Origin of the sequence: Luteolibacter sp. Populi (assembly GCF_040801775.1) — a bacterium.
Lineage (GTDB): Bacteria > Verrucomicrobiota > Verrucomicrobiia > Verrucomicrobiales > Akkermansiaceae > Haloferula.
The window spans coordinates 4,074,924-4,094,880 of record NZ_CP161812.1; the positions used below are offsets into that span (position 1 = coordinate 4,074,924).

At 63.6% G+C, this 19,957-nt stretch carries 18 protein-coding genes; 8 read left to right on the top strand and 10 right to left on the bottom strand.

The window, feature by feature from the left end; translation table 11 throughout:
• Positions 1–177: 177 nt before the first annotated feature.
• On the bottom strand, positions 178–783 hold the full coding sequence (locus ABWK72_RS16670; RefSeq protein WP_367870698.1) for a hypothetical protein: 606 nt from the start codon (positions 781–783) through the stop codon (positions 178–180).
• 127 nt (positions 784–910) lie between these two features.
• Here ABWK72_RS16670 and ABWK72_RS16675 point away from each other — a divergent pair, with 127 nt between their 5' ends.
• Both ABWK72_RS16675 and ABWK72_RS16680 read left to right on the top strand, forming a co-directional pair.
• Entirely contained in the window at positions 911–1,702 is a 792-nt protein-coding gene (locus tag ABWK72_RS16675; protein WP_367870699.1) for a DUF1287 domain-containing protein, read from the top strand.
• A 39-nt stretch (positions 1,703–1,741) separates the two neighbouring features.
• A complete protein-coding gene (locus ABWK72_RS16680; protein ID WP_367870700.1) occupies positions 1,742–2,503 on the top strand; it encodes a sialate O-acetylesterase in 762 nt (253 codons plus the stop codon).
• 184 nt (positions 2,504–2,687) lie between these two features.
• Here the strand turns inward: ABWK72_RS16680 and ABWK72_RS16685 are convergent, their stop codons facing one another.
• Positions 2,688–3,011 (bottom strand): low molecular weight protein tyrosine phosphatase family protein, encoded by a 324-nt coding sequence (locus tag ABWK72_RS16685; RefSeq protein WP_367870701.1) that lies wholly within the window; start codon positions 3,009–3,011, stop codon positions 2,688–2,690.
• Between the two features lie 122 nt (positions 3,012–3,133).
• Between ABWK72_RS16685 and ABWK72_RS16690 the strand changes: the two genes are divergently transcribed.
• Positions 3,134–4,189 carry an SAM-dependent methyltransferase gene (locus ABWK72_RS16690; RefSeq protein ID WP_367870702.1) on the top strand — a complete coding sequence of 352 codons (1,056 nt, stop codon included), beginning with the start codon at positions 3,134–3,136 and terminating at the stop codon, positions 4,187–4,189.
• 173 nt (positions 4,190–4,362) lie between these two features.
• A complete protein-coding gene (locus ABWK72_RS16695) occupies positions 4,363–6,957 on the top strand; it encodes a DUF4965 domain-containing protein (protein ID WP_367870703.1) in 2,595 nt (864 codons plus the stop codon).
• A gap of 115 nt (positions 6,958–7,072) precedes the next feature.
• Here the strand turns inward: ABWK72_RS16695 and ABWK72_RS16700 are convergent, their stop codons facing one another.
• Positions 7,073–7,462, bottom strand: coding sequence for a GxxExxY protein (locus tag ABWK72_RS16700; protein ID WP_367870704.1), 390 nt, complete (start codon positions 7,460–7,462; stop codon positions 7,073–7,075).
• A gap of 81 nt (positions 7,463–7,543) precedes the next feature.
• Positions 7,544–9,721 carry a prolyl oligopeptidase family serine peptidase gene (locus ABWK72_RS16705; RefSeq protein ID WP_367870705.1) on the bottom strand — a complete coding sequence of 726 codons (2,178 nt, stop codon included), beginning with the start codon at positions 9,719–9,721 and terminating at the stop codon, positions 7,544–7,546.
• A 29-nt stretch (positions 9,722–9,750) separates the two neighbouring features.
• On the opposite strand from ABWK72_RS16705, the gene ABWK72_RS16710 reads away from it, so the two are divergent.
• The 3 genes from ABWK72_RS16710 (at position 9,751) to ABWK72_RS16720 (ending at position 12,256) form a co-directional block, all read left to right on the top strand.
• Positions 9,751–10,287: a hypothetical protein gene (locus ABWK72_RS16710; RefSeq protein ID WP_367870706.1), complete on the top strand. Its 537-nt coding sequence runs from the start codon at positions 9,751–9,753 to the stop codon at positions 10,285–10,287.
• Between the two features lie 93 nt (positions 10,288–10,380).
• Positions 10,381–11,610 carry a hypothetical protein gene (locus ABWK72_RS16715; RefSeq protein WP_367870707.1) on the top strand — a complete coding sequence of 410 codons (1,230 nt, stop codon included), beginning with the start codon at positions 10,381–10,383 and terminating at the stop codon, positions 11,608–11,610.
• A 67-nt stretch (positions 11,611–11,677) separates the two neighbouring features.
• Positions 11,678–12,256: a hypothetical protein gene (locus tag ABWK72_RS16720; protein ID WP_367870708.1), complete on the top strand. Its 579-nt coding sequence runs from the start codon at positions 11,678–11,680 to the stop codon at positions 12,254–12,256.
• Positions 12,257–12,391: 135 nt separating this feature from the next.
• On the opposite strand, the gene ABWK72_RS16725 is transcribed toward ABWK72_RS16720, so the two are convergent.
• The gene (locus tag ABWK72_RS16725; RefSeq protein WP_367870709.1) at positions 12,392–12,571 is read right to left on the bottom strand and encodes a hypothetical protein; all 180 of its coding nucleotides are present in this window, start codon (positions 12,569–12,571) and stop codon (positions 12,392–12,394) included.
• A gap of 40 nt (positions 12,572–12,611) precedes the next feature.
• Positions 12,612–13,757 (bottom strand): hypothetical protein, encoded by a 1,146-nt coding sequence (locus ABWK72_RS16730; protein WP_367870710.1) that lies wholly within the window; start codon positions 13,755–13,757, stop codon positions 12,612–12,614.
• A gap of 120 nt (positions 13,758–13,877) precedes the next feature.
• On the opposite strand from ABWK72_RS16730, the gene rseP reads away from it, so the two are divergent.
• Complete coding sequence (gene rseP, locus ABWK72_RS16735; protein ID WP_367870711.1) at positions 13,878–15,305, top strand: RIP metalloprotease RseP; 1,428 nt, start codon at positions 13,878–13,880, stop codon at positions 15,303–15,305.
• Positions 15,306–15,625: 320 nt separating this feature from the next.
• On the opposite strand, the gene ABWK72_RS16740 is transcribed toward rseP, so the two are convergent.
• The 4 genes from ABWK72_RS16740 to ABWK72_RS16755 all read right to left on the bottom strand — a co-directional run bounded on the left by ABWK72_RS16740 (position 15,626) and on the right by ABWK72_RS16755 (position 19,940).
• Positions 15,626–16,234 (bottom strand): hypothetical protein, encoded by a 609-nt coding sequence (locus tag ABWK72_RS16740; protein WP_367870712.1) that lies wholly within the window; start codon positions 16,232–16,234, stop codon positions 15,626–15,628.
• A gap of 122 nt (positions 16,235–16,356) precedes the next feature.
• Positions 16,357–18,513, bottom strand: a complete 2,157-nt coding sequence (locus ABWK72_RS16745; RefSeq protein ID WP_367870713.1) for a hypothetical protein — start codon at positions 18,511–18,513, stop codon at positions 16,357–16,359.
• A gap of 108 nt (positions 18,514–18,621) precedes the next feature.
• On the bottom strand, positions 18,622–19,212 hold the full coding sequence (locus ABWK72_RS16750) for a fasciclin domain-containing protein (protein WP_367870714.1): 591 nt from the start codon (positions 19,210–19,212) through the stop codon (positions 18,622–18,624).
• Between the two features lie 437 nt (positions 19,213–19,649).
• Positions 19,650–19,940 (bottom strand): hypothetical protein, encoded by a 291-nt coding sequence (locus ABWK72_RS16755; protein WP_367870715.1) that lies wholly within the window; start codon positions 19,938–19,940, stop codon positions 19,650–19,652.
• Positions 19,941–19,957 lie beyond the last annotated feature (17 nt).

A 19,957-nucleotide genomic window follows, 5' to 3' on the forward strand; every position in this document is an offset into this window, starting at 1 on the left:
GGGGGAACGAAGGCAGCGGGTTTTCCCGTGGGGGGATGTCGTCCGTCCTGGGGGGAAGACGGGTCTGTTTCTCGGGGGGAGTTGCAAGCGGGCCATCGGGGGGAAGGGCGTCGCTTACGTGGACCATCATGTCCGATTTTGCTCCCGCCGCAATCACGCCATCGCGTGACCGGATTGTCACGTAGATTTGCTGAGATCCTGGAGCGCGATTTTACGGAACTTCTGCGGGCGGTGGAAGTCCGGCTCGCCGCCGCCGAGGTCCACGGCTGTTAGGAAACGCTGGTCGGGCGATTCGAGGATGAAGGCCACGTTCAGCGCGGTCTCCTTCCCGAAGTCGAGGCGGCCTTCTAACAAGTCCCGCGGGATCGCCATGGCTGCCATCCAGCCGCCGTTAGGCGCGAGCTCGGCGAAGGTGGCGACCTCCGGGAAAACGATGTCCCCCGCTTCCTCGCGGACGCGCGGGGCGGTGAATTCGCAACTCCACCAAGCTCCGTTAGGCGCAAGATTGAACTCAAAGTAGCGACCGCTTGTCTGATCGTGGAGAAACAGCTCCGCCACGTCGTACTTCCATAGTTCCGGCGTGAAGCGTCCCGGCCTGGCCGCCGGGTGCACGCGGGCGGGAGCGGCATGGGATGCGATGAACCAAAGACTGCGTGAATCTACGACAATGGAAAACGCGGCTTGCGGCCCCACCTCTTTCCCGTGCCAATCCTTATCGATACCAAAGAGGGGGAGATCCATCTCACCCCAGACCAAGGGCTTCGTGCTGCGGAACACCGTCATCGCGGACCACCCTGAAATGATGAACTCCGTCGGTCCAGAAATGGATTCTTAGAAAAAAATTGCTGCGGGACCGCGAAAAATGTCGCATTCCCGTCCCGGTTTTGATTTACTTTTCTTAATTAGAACAATGGCTAAGCGTCACAACAGCCATCACCTCGGCACCATCGAATACATCGGACCCCGTCCGCAGGCCAAGAAGCCGCAGCGGCGTCCGAATTTTCTCGGCGGTTGGGTGGTTCTCCTGATTGCGGCCGGTGCCGCTTGGTTCTTCGGCAAGCCCTTGCTGCCCTTGCTGCGTGCGCAGCAGACGGTCGCCTCGGTGGAGAGTGCGGACGTCCTGATCGCCGACCTGATGTCGACGATCGACTTCGGGGACCGGCTGGCCGCCGCAGCCTTGCAACGGACGAAGACTGCCACGATTTACGATACTTCCTATTACCAGATCGCGTACCCCAACGGGGACATCCCGACGGTGGATGGCAAGTGGAAGGGCAAGGCGGAGGACCTGCTGATCCGCAGCTACCGGAATCTGGGGATCGACCTGCAAGTCCTGATCCACGAGGACATGGCGAAGAATTTCTCCTCCTATCCGCAGCTTTGGGATTCCCGGGCACCGGATCAGAGTATCGATCACCGCCGGATCCAGAATCTGCAGCGCTACTTCAAGCACGTGGGTGCCGAGCTGCCCGCGACCCGCGACCACGCCGACTACAAGCCCGGCGACATCGTGGTGTGGATGCTGGCGCAAGGTGAGCTTCACTGCGGCATCGTGGTCCCCGGCCCTGGCAACCGCGGCGACGAAGCCTGGGTGGTGCATGACAACGGCCAGGGTCCCAAGTGGGAGAACGTCCTGACCGAGTACCAGATCCACGGCCACTACCGCTACACCGGCCAGGCTCTGGAAGTCGCGAAGCGCTGATTCCTTCAGGGACAGGCCCGCGCCCGATCTCTTTCCCTCATGGGGCTCCCGTCCGATCGATCCCGCCTGCGGATCTTCCTGCTGATGGGGCAGTCGAACATGGCCGGCTACGGCTGCGTCCTGCCTGAGAATCCCTGGCAGCCCGGCGACCGCGACCCGATGCCCGGGGTGCTGGCGCTTGGCGGCCAGTGCACGCTCAAGTTCTCCCTGCCCCGGGGCTGGACCCGCTGGCGGCCGGCGGCCCACCCGCTGCACCTGAACCAGCGCAGCGCGGGCTTCGGCCTGGCGCTGCCCTTCGCGGCGCGGCTGCGGGAGGCGATGCCGGAGACGATGGTGGGGCTGATTCCCTGCGCGTGGGGCGGAGCACCGATCGATCGGCTGGGACCGGGCTCGCCGCTGTATAAGAATGCGGTCCGGCGGGCGCGGATCGCGGAGAAGTCCGGAACGCTCGCCGGGGTGCTATGGCATCAGGGCGAGTCGGATGCGGAGAGCGATGCGCTGGCACCGGCGCATGCGGGAAAGCTGGCGGGCTTGATGGGGAGCTTGCGTGGCGATCTGGGGGTGCCGGAGCTGCCTTTCCTGATCGGGGATCTGGGGGACTTCGGGGATGAGAAGCGGAAGGCGGCTTCCGTGGCCCGGCGGGTGATGGTTCGGGAAGGTCTAAGGCGGGTGGCGGAGGAGGATCCGCACGCGGCTTTCGTGGAGAGCAGGGGGCTGGGCGGGGTGGATTCCGTGCACTTCGGGCGGGAGGCGCTGGTGGAGTTCGGGAGGAGGTATGCGGAGAGGTTTTTGGGGATGTAGGAATCTCCTGGTGACTTGCCACTAGAGGCAGGGACCTTTCTCCGAAAGGTCCGGCCGGGGACGGCCTGAACTTGGCTCCGCGTCCGATTCGCATAGGACCGCCTCCATCCGCCGGACCGCTCGGAGAGCGGTCCCTGCCTTTGCCGCTGCGCTTGGCTTGGAAAGCCGCGCTTATACAAGCTCCTCAAAAGTAGGGCGCGCAGCGGAGTTTCAGCAGTTCCACGAGCGCGGGGTCCATGAAGTCGTAGTCATCGGGGATGCCGAGGACGGCGACGCGTTTGCCGACGAGGAGCTTGCCGAAGGCGCGGATGAGGCGGCTGCGGTGGACTTCTTCCATGACGAGGATCAGGTCCGCCCATTCGACCTGCTCGGCGGAGAGGCGCAGGTCGGCATCCGGGCTGAGGCCGGCGGAATCGACCTCCAGATCGGGATGGCCGGCGAAGATGGCTTCGGCGGTGGGGCTGCGCAGCCGGTTCCGCGAACAGAGGAAAAGGACCGCTTTCTTCATGGATAGCGCTGCGGGATGGCGGTGGAGCTTTCCGGATCGCCGCCAGCCTCGCGATAGGAAAATCCCGGTCCCCGGGGAACTTGGGGATTGTCGCCGCGGTGGCTGGGTTGCAGGACACTTGCGTGTCCGACTCCGTCCCATCCTGGCTGCTGCGCATTCCCGAGATCTTCGCTCCGCACGCGGAGGAGATTTTCGCCGGGCTTTCCGCGGTTCCGCAGAAGGCCATGGGCGCGGATTACCACTTGGTCCGGATCGAGGATCCGGCGGCGCTGCGGGATTCCGAGTGGGCGAAGTTCATCGCGTGGAACCTGCCGGTGCATCATGCGTGGCCCTGCAATCCGCAGAAGATGGAGGGCTTCGTGGAGAAGGCGGCGCAGGGGATTTTCAAGAAGTTCGGGGAGCTGGCACCACAGACGCTACTTTCCGGGCCGCTGCAGGCCTCGGGGACGCATGCCTTTTACAAGCACTTGGCGGTGAACCTGCGCGGACGGACGCTGCAGCTTTTCCCGACCCTGCCGGCATCCGCGGACGGGGTGGAAGGGCAGGACCCGGCGGCGGAGACGCTCTTCTGCCTGGTGGGCAAGGAGGGCCTTTTTTGCGGGATGCAGAGTCCGCGGGCGGCGAACGGCTTTTATCCGGGCGGGACGAAATTCATCAGCCAGAGCAGCGGGATCAGCCGCGCCGGGGCGAAGATCGCGGAGGCGCTGCACTATCTGGGCCTGCACCGGCAAGCGCCGCCGAAGGGCGCGCGCTGGCTGGAGCTGGGGGCGAGCCCTGGCGGGATGACTTCCGAATTGATCGCGCGCGGCTACCGCGTGACGGCGGTGGACAAGGCGATGCTCGATGTGCGGCTGAAACGGACGCCGGGACTGCAATTCGTGAAGGCGGATGTGGATGACTTCCGGCCGGCGGAGGACGACCGCTTCGACGCCCTGCTGTGTGACATGAACGGCGATCCGCGGGCCTCGCTGCGGCAGGTGATCCGTCTTTCGCGGCAGTTGAGCCCGGGGGCACCGATCATTTTCACGATGAAGCTGGCCGGGCCGGAAACGCCGAAGGAGATGATCGAGTTGACGCGGGCGGCGCTGGCGTATGCGAAGACTTCCGGGCTGACGCTGGTGGCGGAGACGCACCTGACCTATAACCGTCAGGAGTTTACGCTGTTTTTTGAACGCTAGGCCGGATCGACGGCAGTGAGGGTGGAATCCCTTTTCGTTTGACAGGATAAACGTGTTCCATCGCATGATCGGGCCGTCGCGGGGTGCGCGTTTTTCCCTGCGATAATCGACGGGGTGCGGTGCAAGGTGCCCGACGCTCCGGACTGCCCAACCCGCTTGTTTTGCAACTCAAGATGAAACTCCACCCCGTTCTCGCCGTGCTGGCTCTCGGCACGACCTTGGCTCACGGCCAAGCCCGCGTCTCGCCCCCGGGCGATGGCTTGATCCCGCCTTCTACGCCGCTGGTCGCCTGCGATCCGTATTTCAGCATCTGGTCGCCCGGCGACAAGCTGACCGATGTCGAGTCGACGCACTGGACCGGCAAGCGCCACCAGCTGACGGGCTTGGTGAAGATCGATGGCAAGGCCTTCCGCGTGCTGGGTGCGAGCCCGGCCACGGTGCCGGCACTGGAGCAGAAGAGCCTGACGGTGCTGCCGACGCGCACGATCTACATTTTCGAAGGCGGTGGCTTGGCCCTGCAACTTACCTTTACCACCCCGGCCTTGCCGGAGGACATGGACATCCTCTCGCGGCCGGTGACCTACCTCACTTACGAATGCTTCGCGCTCGACGGCAAAACCCACGAGGTCTCCGTATTCTTCGGTGCTTCCGGTGAGCTCACGGTCAATACGCCGGATCAGGATGTGACTTGGAACGACGCCAGCGAAGGCGGCCTGGCGGTGGTCCGGATGGGCTCGAAGGACCAGCAGGTGCTGCAGAAGAAGGGCGACGACCAGCGGATCGACTGGGGCTACGTCTATCTTGCCGCGCCGGCGGATGCGACGGCGAGTTATGGCTTTGCCAAGACGCAGGATTTGGCCACGGCCTTCGCCGATAAAGGCCTGGCCAGCGGCAAGGGTGCGAAGGGCGAGGCCGGGCGGGCGGATGAAGCTGGTGCCGGCATCGAGCTCAAGGCTTTCCAAGTGGGAGCCCAGCCGGTCTCGAAGTGGCTGATGATCGCCTATGACGACATTTACGCGATCCAGTACAATCACAAGAACCTGCGCCCTTTCTGGCGGCGCAACGGTTGGGAAGCGAAGGATCTGCTCGAGGCCTCGGCCAAGCAGTACGCCGCGATCCAGGAGCGCTGCGTGAAGTTCGACGAGGAGCTGATGGCCGACCTGACCCAGATCGGCGGAGTGAAGTATGCGAAGATCTCCGCGCTGGCCTACCGCCAGTGCTTCGCCGCCGGGAAGTTCGTGGCGGACGAGAAGGGCCAGCCGCTGCAGTTCTCGAAGGAGAATCACTCGAACGGCTGCATCGCCACTTCGGATGTCTTCTACCCGATGGCGCCGCAGTTCCTGCTCTTCGGCCCGAGCCTGGCGAAGTCCTTCCTCGCGCCTTTCATGGAGTATGCGAAGAGCGACCGCTGGAAGTTCCCCTTCGCGCCGCATGACCTCGGCACTTATCCGCTCGCCAATGGCCAGGTCTATGGCGGCGGCGAGAAGACCGAGGAGAACCAGATGCCGGTCGAGGAGAGCGGCAACATCCTCTGCCTGATGGGCGCGATCGCCCAGATGGAAGGCAATGCCGACTACGCCGGCCTCTACTGGGAGAAGCTCGAGCAGTGGGCGGAATATCTGAAGAAGGAAGGATTCGACCCTGCCAACCAGCTCTGCACGGACGACTTCGCCGGTCACCTGGCGCACAACGTGAACCTCAGCGCGAAGGCGATCTGCGGCCTCGGTGCCTTTGGCAAGATGTGCGAGATGCGCGGCGACAAGGCCAAGGGCGCGGAATACTCGAAGCTGGCGAAGGAGTTCGCGCAGCGCTGGGTGAAGGAAGCCAAGGACGGTGATCATTTCCGCCTGGCCTTCGACAAGCCGGGTAGCTGGAGCCAGAAGTACAACCTGGTGTGGGACAAGATCCTCGGCCTCGGCCTCTTCCCGGATGAAGTCCTCCGCACCGAGATGGACTTCTACAAGACGAAGCAGAACACCTACGGCCTGCCGCTCGATAACCGCCGCGACTACACCAAGCTCGACTGGATCGTCTGGACCGCCTCGCTCACGCAGAACCGCGATGACTTCGAGGCGCTGATCGGCCCGGTCTTCAAGTTCCTCAACGAAAGCCCGAACCGCGCGCCGATGCCCGACTGGTATGGCACCGTGGACGGCAAGAAAGAGGGCTTCACCGCCCGCCCGGTGGTCGGCGGCGTTTTCCTGCCCGCCCTCTACCACAAGGACCTCTGGTCGAAGCATGCCGGCCGCGACAAGACCAAGGCCAAGGGCTGGGCTCCGATGCCCGACTACGTGGCGCCGATCATTACCACCATCGTCGAGAATGCGGAGGAGAAGGATAACATCGAGTGGCGCTACGTCACCGATAAGCCTTCCGACGAATGGTTCGCGGTGAAGTTCGACGATGCCTCATGGAAGACTGGCAAAGCCGGCTTCGGTGCGGGCGGCCCGCCCAACTCGAAGATCCGCACGCAGTGGCGCGGATCCGATATCTGGCTGCGGCGCGAGGTGACGCTGCCAGCGAGCATTCCCGCCAGCGTGGCGCTCTCGATCTATCACGACGAGGACGTGAAGGTTTACATCAACGGCGTGCTTGCGGCGAGCGCAGGTGGCTTCGTGACCGAACACACGGTGGTGCCTCTGAGTGCCGAGGGTAAGGCGGCCTTGAAGCCCGGGAAGAATGTGATTGCCGTGCATTGCCACCAGGCGGGTGGCGGGCAGTACATCGACGTGGGGATTGTGGATGTGCGGCCGGGGGTGAAGAAGTAAGCGACTCCCTCATTTGAATATTTAGGCAAGGCGTGAGGGAGACCTCGCGCCTTGTTTTATTTTGAACGGGTGCTGTGAAAAATTGAACCGCCAAGACGCCAAGATCGCCAAGTTTTTAGAGGTCGGGGTGATTCAGGGCGATACGTTTGATACCGAGCTTGATCATGGGAACGTTGAAATTGATCAGAAGGCCGAGGGTCTTTCCCGACAGCTTCAAGTAGGTCATGAGCTGGGCGTGGTGGATTGGGAGTAGCTGCTCCACGGCTTTCAGTTCCAAGATGACTTCGCCATCGACGAGGATATCGAGCCGATAGCCCACTTCGATCTGCAATCCGTCGTAGATGATCGGCTGCGGCTTCTGGCGTTCGACTTGATAGCCACGCTTGGTCAGCTCGTGGGCAAGGCAAGCTTCGTAAGCACTCTCCAACAACCCTGGTCCGAGGGCGGAATGGATTTTGAAAGCAGCGTCGACGACCTCTTTTGCAATCAAGTCTGAGCGGTTCATAGCGGACGGGACTCTACCCAAATCCACTCAAACTTGGCGATCTTGGCGTCTTAGCGGTTCAATTTTCTTCGCGCCGACCAACTACTTCGGACCACCGAGGTGGTGGCGGAAGAAGTCGACGCGGCGGCGTTGGGCGTAGCGGTCCTCGCCGCTGCCGTGGTTCTTGCCGGTCATGGGGAGGAACTCGAAGTCCTTGTCCGCGGCGATCAGGGTGTTGATGACCTGATAGGTGGAAGACGGGTCGACGTTGGTGTCGACCTCGCCGACGGTTAGAAGAAGCGCGCCCTGCAGGTTTTGGGCGTGGGTGACGTTCGAGTTATCGGCGTACTCGGCGCCGACGGGCCAGTCCATCCACTGTTCGTTCCACCAGATCTTGTCCATGCGGTTGTCGTGGCAGCCGCAGTCGGCTGCGGCGGCCTTATAGAAGTCGCCGTGGAAGAGCAGGGCGCCGAGGGCATTCTGGCCGCCGGCGGAGCCGCCGAAGATGCCGACGCGTTCGATATCCAATTGCGGGAACTTGGCCGCAGCGGACTTCAGCCAGGCGATGCGGTCGGGGAAGCCGGCGTCCTTGAGGTTCTTGTAGCAGTAGTCGTGGAAAGCCTTGCCGCGGTTGGCGGTGCCGCGGCCGTCGATCTGCACGACGATGAAGCCGTGCACGGCGACCTCGTGCTTGGGCATCATCCAGGGGTTCCAGGCCTTCGGCACGAAGGAATCGTGGGGGCCGGCGTAGATGTTCTCGATCACCGGATACTTCTTCGCGGGGTCGAAGTCCGGGGGACGGCAGATGATGCCGTAGATGTCGTGCTTCCCGTCGCGGTCTTTCGCGACGAAGGGTTCGGGCAGCGGCCAGCCGGTGGCGCGGAGCTTCGAGTCGTCCGCCTTCGCCACAGTGCTTACGAGGCCGCCGTCTTCCCAGCGCCGCAGTTCGGTGACCGGCGCATGATCGACGCGTGACCAACGGCAGGTGTAGTACTTTCCGTCCGGCGAGCGCTCGAAGCGGTCGTGGGTGCCGTTCGATTCGGTGAGTGCGGTCAGCTTGCCGGTGTCGATGGAAACCCGCGCGTAGTGGATGTAGTAGGGATCCTGGTCCTTGTAGCAGCCGGAGATGCGCAGCAGCAGCTCGCGCTTCTTTTCATCCACCTCCTGCACTTCGCGGACGATCCACTCGCCCTTGGTGATCTGCAGCCGGGTCGAGCCGTCCTTGCCATCGAGCAGGTAGACATGCTTCCAGCCATCGCGCTCGGACATCCACAGGATCTCCTCGCCATCGTTGAGGTCGCGGCGCCAGGAATTCCCGCTGACGAAGACGAAGGTCGGGCTCTCCTCCCGCACCAGCACCCGCTGGCGGCGGCTGGCGCTATCGATCTCGATCACGTTGTGCTTCCCGAAGCCGCGCTCGGTGTATTCGAAGGTCAGGCGCTTGGAATCGCCGCGCCACTCCAGGCGGTCGCACTCGTAGGGATCCGCGATCAGGCCCGCGTCCGCGGCGATCGGCTCCTCCTTGTCGGTGAAGAAGACCCAGGGAGCGCGGGTGTCGATCTCATCGCCGGGCTTCGGGTAGCGGTTGGTGAAATGCTTCGGCTGGAGCTGGTCCTTGGGCGAGGACTCGACGTAGTGGACCAGGCGCTCCTCCACGTCCTTCTCCTTCCACATCGCGAAACGGGAGGAATCCGGGGCCCAGACCGGCTCGCCGGTGAAAGCACCCCCGGCGTCGGCCTTGGCCAGCTCGCGGTCCTTGCCCTCCTTGCTGTCCTTCAGGATCACGGTGCCTTCCTTCAGGGCCACTTCCCAGCGGCCGTCGGGGGATTTCCAGGAGCGGTGCTGGCGGTTATTCTCCTCCGGCGGGCGCTCGCGGCGGCGGCCATCGCGGCCCTCCCGGCGGCGCGGGCCTTCGGGGGGCTCGGCCTCGGTCAGCTGGCCGCCCTCGGCCTTGCGCCAGCCATCGGCGGTGCGCAGGAAGATCCCGGCCTGCGGACCGGCGCGGAAGTCCTGGAAATCGGGGTTGGCCCCGAGGGCCGGACCGGTCTGGCCATTGGCGGGGTCGAACTTCTTCAGGCGCTTGCCCTCCGGGGTCTCGAGGGCGAAGAGCAGCAGGGACGAATCCGGGGCCCATGAAGTCTCCACGCTTTCATTCGCCACCGGGGTCTTGGCGATGCCGTACCAGCGACCGGTGAGTTCGTTGAAGGACTGCAGGTTCCCGTGATCGGCGCGGGCGATGGCGAGCGAGAACAGCGCAAGGAGGATTGGACAGCGTTTCATCATCGTTCTAGATCTACCGAACGATGAGAATGCCGTTTCCCCTTCAGCCCCGCGAGCGATTGAGCGGTGAACGGCGGAATCTCCAGCAGTGGCTCGCGAAATGGCCCATGGCCGTGGCGCTGGTGCTGCTCGCTTCCTGCATCCCCCCGAACATGCCGCCCCCCGTCTCGGAGGGGCCGGGGTCTCCGGGTTGGAGCGGCAATGAGTCCTCCGCCTTCCGCAGCGGACACTCCGACGGCAGCCGCGACAAGCGCCAGGGCCGCAGCTACAATCCGTACGCCCGCCAAAGGGAGTACCCGCCCCGCCTGCGCGACGAGTACCTACGCGGCTACAACTCGGGCTACAAGAACGCCAATGACAACCCCTGGAGCGAGCGCCGGGCTTTCGACCTGGGGCAGAGCCACGGGCAGCGCGACCGGAGGGCAGGACTGGGCATGAATCCGGACCGCCACGCGAACGAAGTGCCGCAGGCGGTGCGCGACAATTTCCGCCGCGGCTACCGCACGGGATGGGGTTCGGCAGCGCCGGGCGGACCGGTGCGGGTACCGAAACCGGTGCCGTATTAAGGGCGAAACGCGATTTTGCAGCGCATTTAGGACGCTGGATGCCAACTTATCAGTTGCCGAGATAACGGCGACTGGGATAGGAAGCCGCAGTAAATGAAATCCACGCTCCTTGTCGGCACCCTCGCTGCCACCCTTGTTTCCACCCTCAGTGCGGAAGTTTTCGTTCTTGGCGCAAGCTGGCGCGAAAGATCCTTGGTCGCTCCCGACGGCGTGATCGAGCGGAAGATGCGCAATGCAGCGGCTCCCCGCGGCTACGTGATCATGGAGCCGGCCGCTGCGCCGACCCTGAACGGCGCATTCATCGAGTACAACAACGACCGGGTGGACGGCAAGACCTACACCATCACCTTGAACTTCACCGGCTTCACCTCCGACATGGTGGAAGACGAGCGGGGTGCCACCAACCGGATCTTCGGCCAGATCCTCACGCCGGTGACGACCGCCGACGTGCCGAATGCGATGATGAGCTTTTCCGGCAGCACGTACGGAACCAACAAGCCGAACCGGATCACCTTCGACAAGGAAGTCTTCCAATCCGGTGACAGCAGCACGGCGACCCCACCGAACATGGTCGTCGGCGGCGACATGAAGCGCTCGCTCCTGAGCGGCGCTGCCAGGAATTTCGTGACTACCTCGACCACTCTGGCGGATGCCGTCCTCGTCCTGGAACAACGCCTGATCGACGAGGGATATGAACGGAACGCCGTGGGTCCTGTGATTCTCGTCGATCCAGTGGCACCTGCGCAGCGGATCGGCTTCGATACGTCGAAAAGCTTGAGCGTGACCCTCGATCCGAGCACCTACTCCGAAAACGGGACCACCTACGCGTGGTTCAAGGAAGCCGGAGACACTGACACCTTGGTCGGCACCACCGCGGTATTTGCCATTCCGGGCGGGCCCGCGGGAGACGGCACCTACTACGTCGTGGTGACCAACGAAGCGGGCAGCGATACCAGCACTAGCGTTACCATCGCCGCTTCAACCCCGGTTCTTCTGCAATTCACGAACGCCGCTCCCAACAACATTCAGCCTCCATCGCCTGTTAACGTCCCGTTCGCCGGCACCGCGGTCCTGAGCGCGCCAACCAATGCGAACGCGCTTCCGCAGATCACGGGTTACCAGTGGCAGCGGTCCGCCCTGACTCCAATCTCATTTGTGAACGTCGCGGACGGCCTTGGAGGCAAGAACCCAACGCTTACGGTTAGCGGCGAGACTAGCGCCAACACGAATGGTCCGGGCTTGTATCGTGTGGTGATCACCAATGGTGGGACGCCTCCGACGATCACCAGCTCAAACGCCACAGTTGCAACAGCCCTCCCCTGATCGCCGGTAAGAGCTGAGACTTTGAGTTCCCGCCCGGCGCAAGCTTGGCGGGAACTTTCTTTCCCACATGAACAAGATCTGGATCACCGCTGGAGGAGCCCTGATTGCGATCGGGGCGGCTGTTTTTTTCCTGAACCAGGATCCCGCGCCGGATGGGCCGGGGACCGGAGGTAGCACGCTGCCGGGTACCGGAGAGACGGCTCCGGGCTCAGGACAGTCCCCGGAAGGCCGGCGTCTGCGCAAGGAGGGCCAGGAAGCCAAGGAGGCGGACTCCAAGGCGGCCACCGATCTGCAACTGCTGTGGGCGCGCGGGGACGAAAAGGAGGTGCTCGATGCGATCGACAAGGTCGGCGACTACAAGAAGGCCGAGGAGTGGCGGGCGGTGGGCAGCGTCCTCATCCAGAAAGCCCGCAGCGAAGGCCGGGACGAGGTGATCCGCTATCTTCTGGCCACGGGCGATGCCGCGCCGATGAGCATCCAGTTGGCGATGTATGCCGCGGCGCTCGATAACAAGGCGGAGGGCGTGAAGAGCCTAGCGAGGCTCGAGCTGCAGAATCTGACCGGGCAGGTCTTTAATTCCGAGGAGGAGGCGAAGGAGTGGCTCAAGGCGCATCCGCCGGAGGAAGAGGCGGAAGAGGAAGAGTAGAAGGCGAAGAAATCACCAATCACCAACCTTCCAATCATCAATCGAAGTGGCGCTGCGCGGAGACGACGGGCGCTCCGCTTGGGCCGGGGAGGGATTGATGATTTCCGGGGGGAGGATCGGATCCCAGGTGGCTACCTAATAGGTCGGCAGATTGTCCTGCTGCTGCTGTTCGCCACCGCTTGCGGGGCGGCCGTGGGCCTTGTTCTCCATCATGATCCCGAGTTGGCGGAAATCGCGGCCCATGCCGATGGCGGTATTGCAGGAGGTGAGGGAGCTGACGGCGAGAACCGCCAGCAGCGCGAACAGCATTTTCATGGCAAGATTTGGTAATTCAAAATCCCAGCGATGCAAATGCTTAATTTCCCTTAAGTTCTTTCCGCAAATTGACGATCTCCTCGCGAATTTCAAAAATCGAGTCGCGCAGCGCCTCCAGAGCCCGGCTGTGGTCGTTGTCGGTGGCGGCGGCGACCAGTTCGGAACAGGCGGCCAAGGCGTCGTTTTGCCAGCCCAGGCAGCGCTTGAGCATGGCCAGGACGTAGCCGGTCTCGCGTTCGTAGTCGCCATTGAGAGCACCGGCGAGCTTCCCGGCGACCTGCATGAGCGCGCTGCCGAGGGCGGCAGCGGCGGGGTGCTCATCGCCGGCGCGGCTCAGGTCGATGCCGCGGATCACCACCTCCTGGGCCTTGGCCTGGAGCGGGTGCTGGCGCATGTCGGCATCGTCGTCGAAGACCTCTTCGTCATCGTCCGCGCTGTCATCGGAGCTCCATGAGGGCTCCACGGGCGGGGGAGCCTCGCTTTCCTCGGCCAGGGCCTCGAGCAGGCCATCCCAGCCCATGGCGAAGGCTTCCTTCCGCTCCGCGTCGGGATCATCGAGGTACTTCTCCAGGACCTCCTGATAGGCATCGGCGAGGCGGTCCGATTCCTTGAGGCGCTCCTCCCACTGGAATTCGTCTTCCTCCTCGCCGCTGCTGTCGACATTGCGGTCGGCCGGTTCGATGCGGCGGACGAGGTGATTCATGAAGTCCCGCATGGCCTGCATGTTGGCGAGCTTCTGGGCTTCCTCCGCGTCGTCATCCATCTCCCAAGTCCGCTCGGAGAGTTCGAGTTCGAAGTCGCAGGTTTCGATCACGACGCGGCCATTGCGCTCGCTGAACCACTCGAGGTAGAGGGTATTTTTCCAGCAGAAGGGGATCTGATGGCGGGCGGCATACATGGCGGCGAATTCGTCATCGGAGACCAGCGGGACCTTGTTCTTGCGGGAGGCGGTCATATCGCCCACCACGCCATGCTGGATGGGAAACAGGTCCATGCTGGCCTGCGTTTTGGGCGCGGGATTGCGGAAAGTCAGGCGGGTGCCGGCGAGATCGCGCCAGCAATCGCCCGTCAAATCCAACAGCACCGGCTGGGCACGACCAAGGATCCATAGCCGGCCGGTGGTTTTCCCCTCGACCGTGTTATCGATTTCTCCGCGCTCCAGGGCATCGTCGATTCGCCATGCCACGCGGTGCAGCATCTGAATTCCAAACGGGGTGCGTCAATAGTTGTTGGAGACTACGGGGGTTTAACTTCTTGAAGGATTTAAAGTCGCAGGTAGGCTAGTGCGCGCCCACCCAGTATGGAAATGCTCCTTCAATTCGCCCAGACCGCCCTGTTGATCCTGGTGGTCATCGCGGTGTTCAACATGATCATCTTCGTCCACGAGCTCGGTCACTACTGGGCTGCAAAGTGGCGCGGGCTGAAGATCGACCGGTTCCAGATCTGGTTCGGAAAGCCGATCTGGAGCAAGACGATCAATGGTGTGCAGTATGGTCTGGGCTGGATTCCGGCCGGTGGCTTCGTGGCGCTGCCGCAGATGGCGCCGATGGAAGCGATCGAGGGCGGCAATCTCGACCGTGAGGCGCTGCCGCCGGTGAAGCCGTTGGACAAGATCATCGTGGCCTTCGCCGGGCCGCTGTTTTCGTTCCTGCTGGCAGTCGTCGCTTCGCTCTGCGTCTGGGGCCTCGGCAAGCCGGCGGACATGCTGGAAACGACCACGATCGGCTATGTCGAGGTGGGCGGAGCCGGGGAGGCCGCGGGCCTCAAGGCAGGGGACAAGATCCTGGCAATCAACGACAACCCGGTCAGCACCTGGGTCGGAACCTTGGATTGCGTGGTGCTGAACATCGCCACCAGCCGTGGCGACAAGATCAAGTTCAGCATCGACCGGCCGGGCGAAGGCGTGCTGACGAAATTTTCCGGTTTCAAGATCCCCGAGACGAAGAAGTGGCACCGCGCCGGGATCCGCACCGTGGGCTTGGAACCGCAGGGCAAGGGTCCGGTCACGATCGGTGCCTTTTCCGGTGAGAACGCTCCCGCCCAACGCGCCGGCCTGCTGGTCGGCGATGAGATCGTCTCGGTCAACGGCGCGGCGGCGACCTCGGTGCCGCAGGTCGTCGATTCGATCAAGGCCTCCGGCGAGAAGCCGGTGGAGTTCGTCTACCGCCGCGCGGGCAAGGAGGCGACGGCTACCGTGACGCCGCTCGTCCCCGTATCGGGGCAGGAGAAAGGCGAGGTCCGGCCCTTGATCGGGCTGGCTCCCGATCAGGATGCGTATGTCAGGGCGGGCCTGATCAACCCGAATCCCGTGGACCAGCTCACCGAGACGGTGAAAACGATGTGGATCACGATCACCAGCGTGATCTCGCGGGATTCGAGCATCGGCCTGCAGCATCTGAGCGGACCGATCGGGATCGGCAAGGTGCAGTACAACTTCCTGCTGATGGACCACCCGGTGCTGCGGATCATCGCCTTCCTGGTGCTGATCAACATCAACCTGGCGATCCTGAACCTGATGCCCTTCCCGGTGCTGGACGGCGGCCACATCGTGCTGGCCTGCATGGAGTGGATCGCCAAGCGGCCGGTGCGGGTGAAGCTACTGGAGTATATCCAGCTCTGCTTCGTGTTCCTGCTGTTCGGGGTGATGCTTTACGTGAGTTCGAAGGACTTGTTCGATGACTTCGGGCGCGGCGGCGATGTTCCGAAGAGGGGCAAGCTGGTGTTTCCGGAGTAGGAATCCGGGTGCAGGTGATCTCGCAAGCAACTGCGTTCAAATGCCCTGAAGGGGCAAACGTCGATAGCCCGGGGCAAGCAACGCGCAGCCCCGGGTTAGCCGAAGAAGCCGGGAGGCCCCCTGCATGGGGGCACGTAGGCCGGTGATTCCAGACATGCTGCCCAAGCGGACACCACGTGCCCACCTTCAGCGGGCGTTCCGATCCCAACCTGAACCCAGGGCTGCGCTACGCTTGCCTTGGGCTATCGACGGCCACCCCTATAGGGCGAAGAGCCGAACCGATGCCGTAACAGGCGGCATTGCGTGCCACCGCCGGCACCTCACTGGCCCTTCCAGAACATCAGGGCGCAGGCGATGACGGCGAGGCCGTAGGCGAGGCCGGCGGCGCTGAGGGCCTGCCAGCGCTTGCGCGAGGCGCTGGCCCAGTCCACGGCATCGCGGAAGAGGTAGGGCATGCCGACCCAGTAGAGGGAGGCGATGATCATCGCGAAGGCGAAGATCGGGACGAGCAGGCGGCTCTGGGGATCCTTCAGGAAGGCGGCATCGAGCAGGGGCGCGGCGGCCATGAGGCCCAGCAGGCCGAGGGCGCGCACGGCGAGGAATTCCTTCACGGCGATGCCGATCGCCGGAATGGCGAGCAGGACGATGTAGCGGAGGTATTTCTTGAGCGGATTGAATTCGCCCAAATCCATGGCGAGGGCGTGAAGGATGCCTTTCCCCGGGGAGGCGACGAGCAGCCAGAACCAGATCATCCCGATGAAGAGGAAGACCTGCCCGATCTGCTTGTCCCGCGGCAGGCGCTTCAGGAAATGCTGCACCGGGAGCGGTTTCACCAGCATCAGCAGGTGCAGGACGACCAACCACACTCCGAGGACCAAGCCGGTGCCGTAGAGGGGCAGCCGTTCGTAAAGGTGCATCGTGTCGTCCATGTGCGCACGGGGATTAGGGGAGGGCGCTGCCCGGGACAAGGCGGAAGTCCGCAGCCGGGATTCCACACTGGGCCGGACTTTCCACCGCGCCGGCCGGAATTCCGGGTAAAAACGGCCTTTCTTTACTCGAAATCGACGACCAGCGAGCGCGGCGCGGAGGTATTTTCAAAGCGCACATAGAGGAGGCCCTCCCCGCCCAAATAGTCGTAGGATTCCACGTCCACGCCCTCCAGCTTGACCGAGGCGGGGCGGCGGGCGCAGGCGACGAGCACGACGGCGGGAGTGTCCGCGACGCCTTCCACGGTCCACTCCATGCCCTTTTCCCGCTCGCGGGGGAGGGCCTTGCAGGCGGAGGCGAGCAGCTGCTCGCCCTTCACGGCATTCAGATCGAGGAGGAAGCAGCGCGAGCCGGCTTTCAGTTCGACCTCCCGCTGCACTTTCAGCGAGGGGTCGAAGAGATTGACGAAGCGGCCCTTGAGGACCTTTGCCGGGGCATCGACCGATTCGTCCAGGCCCGCGGCGGCAAAGTACGGTCCGCGGCGTAGCACGAGGTGATTGCGCTCTTCCCACTTGCCGCCGGTTTTCTCCACGGCGGCCTTCACGACCTGGAGGAGTTGCTTCTCGGCTTCCCGATCGCGGCCGAATTGGACCGGGCTGGTGCGCATCCAAACGACCGCGCCCTTGCCAACCGCCACCTGCGGATGGCCTTCCTGCGGGAAATCCTCGTCCTTCACGCCGAGCGAGCGGAAGAGATCGTGGCGCGGGATGGCGGTGGTCTGGCCGCCTTCATTCCACCATTCCTTCACGGCATTGAAGGGATCGCGGTCATCGTCCGCCACGATCAGGACGCCGCCCTGCTTGACCCACTCCGCGAGCGGCGGGTGGACTTCCGGGCCCTGCGGCTTCTGGCCCTCGTAGGTAAGGAGCAGGACCTTCTGGTCGCTGAGGAAGCCGGGGAGCATGACGTTTTCCAACTGCACGGGCGTGACCGGCATGCCGCGCTTCAGGAGGGGCAGGGCCTGACCGTAGATGTGGCCCATGTCAGGGTCGCTGGGCGAAGGCTGCTCGCGCTGGAACATCAGCGTGTCCGCGACCAGCACGCCGATGCCGCGGGTGCCGCAGTCCCAGGCGTGATCGGGCTGCTTCAGGTCGTTGAGCGCGTTCATGACGACCTGAAGCTCGGTGGCGTATTCAGGCGGGATGCCGCTGCGCTGTTCGGCGGGAACGCTCGCGGGATACTTGCCGCCGAAGATGCGGTGCGGCCAAGGAGCGACTTCGTACTGCCAGACGTCCGGCTGGAGCAGGGAGGCGACGAGGGTGGACTCCCAATTCGTGCGGTAGTCGGTCCAATCGTGACGCGGATTGTCCTCCACCGGATCATTCAGATACCAGACGCTGCGGCCGGTGGCTCGCACGAGGTTCTGCATGGCGTTGTATTCGAGGAAGGCGGTTTCGAAGGTGCGCTCCTTCTTTTCGCCGCGGTAGAAGTTCGGGGTGCGGGCGGTGCCGGTCCAGACCTGGGCGATGTAGCCGTTGCAGCCCTCGAGCTTCGCGAGGCTCGATTGGGGGCTGACGATCTTCCAGTGGGAGTAGTTCAGCAGGCTGTGGGTCGGGACGTAGCAGCGGACGCTTTTGCCGCTGCGCTGGTTGAACTCGCGGACGTGGCCGAAGACCTGCTGGAGCGCCCTACGATAGAGGTAGTACTTCAACTTGGAGGACTTCCATTGGGCATCCACGCTGGTGTGGGGTGGCTGCCAGTCTTCCTTGTAGTAGTCCTTCCACTCGCGCTTGAAGCCTTCCGAGTAGCCGGCGCGGGCCCAGAATTCCGGCTCCTCCAGGTGGATCGCCTCGGCTCCGGCATCGAGGGCGCGCTGGACGCCGACGCAGAGGAATTTCCCGAAGTTCTCCGCGGGGCACATGTAGTAGATGTCGCCACCGTGGCTGATGACCTTGCCGTTCCGGTCGGTCTGGGCGTTGTCGACATGGTTCACGCCATCGAAGCGGCCGTAGAGGTAGTCCTGGTATTGGCCCCAGGAGACGCCGGTCATGACATGCAGCCGGTAGCCGCGGTCGCGCCAGGTCTGCATGCGCCCGGGCAGTCCGGGGTCGATGCCGTAGACGATGGCGACATCCGAGCGGAGGTTGGATTGCGGGTTCCAGGATTTGTCGGTCTGGAAGCAGGTGCGCTCGAGGGCTTGGTCGGGATCGGCAGGGAAGGGCGGGGGCAGCTGGGCGAGAGCGGAGGAAGAGAGGAGGGCGGCGGTGAGGAGCAGGCGCATGAACTTGGGGATACGCTGCGGCGAGGGTCGATTTGGCTGAAGAAAAAAGGCCCGCCGCCGGAAGATCCGGCGGCAGGCCATTCAGTTCGCAGATGAAAGACGGGATGCTCAATCTTCGTCGAGACCGGCGAAGCCGTCGAGCGACTTGGGAACGATGACCTTGCCGACCGAGTGCATGACGCCGTTCTTCACGATTAGGTCGGCTTTCGAGACCTTGGAATCCTCGACTTCAACCGTGCTCCCCTTGATGTCGATTTCGACCTTTTCCCCATTTGCGGTCGTGATCTCGCCGTTCTTCAAGTCCGAGGAAATGAATTGGCCGGGGATGACGTGATACATGAGGAGCGAGCGGAGCTTCTCCTTGTTCTCGGGAAGCAGCAGCTTGTCCAAGGTGCCTTCCTTGAGCTTCATGAAGGCTTCGTCGGTGGGGGCGAAGATCGTGTAGGAGCCTTTGAGGTCACCCAAGGTGGCTTCAAGGTCGGCTGCCTTCAAGGCTTTCGCGAGGATAGAGAAGGTAACGCTGTCATTGATGACGGCCGCGAGGGTGCCGGGTGCGGGAATTACCGTTACCTCCTTGACCACTACCGTCTCTTCTTTGACGACAGCCTTCTTGGTTTCTTCCTTGGTCTGCGCCATGGCCAGCGGCGTGAGCGGGATGGCGGCGAGAAGGAGGGCGATTCGAGTCAGTTTCGTTTTCATGGATTCAGATGTTTAGCCCCGGGATCGCGGCAGCATAGGAGCCGCAAACCGCCGGAGGTGATTCGATATCCAATCGCAGACGATGTGCCATGGGGCTTTCTGGAAGATTTTTAGGTGTAGTTATGGACTAAGGCTTAGACTTTTACGTCGAGACACGGGCATGGGGGTGAAGGCGGGCTTGGAGGATGCCAGCTCATGCAAAAGTGCGCAACCGGAGGCAGGATGCACTCCGTGAGAGTCGCGGAGCGACCGTGGACTGCGGCAGCCAGCTGCCGTGAAGCACGGGAGAGTTCCCCTACCCCGCTCCGTCCGCGGCTCGCCACACCCGGTGCTTCGCCTTTGCAGCGCCCCTCGCAGCAGGCTGCATCGGGACAGCGGTAGCAGGCTGGGCGCAGTCCACGGCGGCGAAGCCCCGCGGGAGGCTCCGCGCTTCCGGGCTATGGCTCGCGCTCCTTGCCGGAGAGGGCCCACTTCATGGCATCGAGCAGACCCGCGTAGGGGCGCTGGCGACCGGCGTAGCCCTGCAGGACGTGGAAGAGAAAGTAGTAGAAGCGGCAGAACGCCCAGACGGTGATCCCCAAGAGGACAAGGCGCTGCCAGGTGAAGCCGTCCGAGAGCAGCAGCGCGGCGGCCACCAGGCCGAGCAGGAGGAATAGCCAGCCCTTCGAGCGGAGGGTGGCGGGGCTCTTGAGATCGCGGCCGAGATTCACCGGACCCTTATGCGGCAAGGCCGCGGATCCCGGAA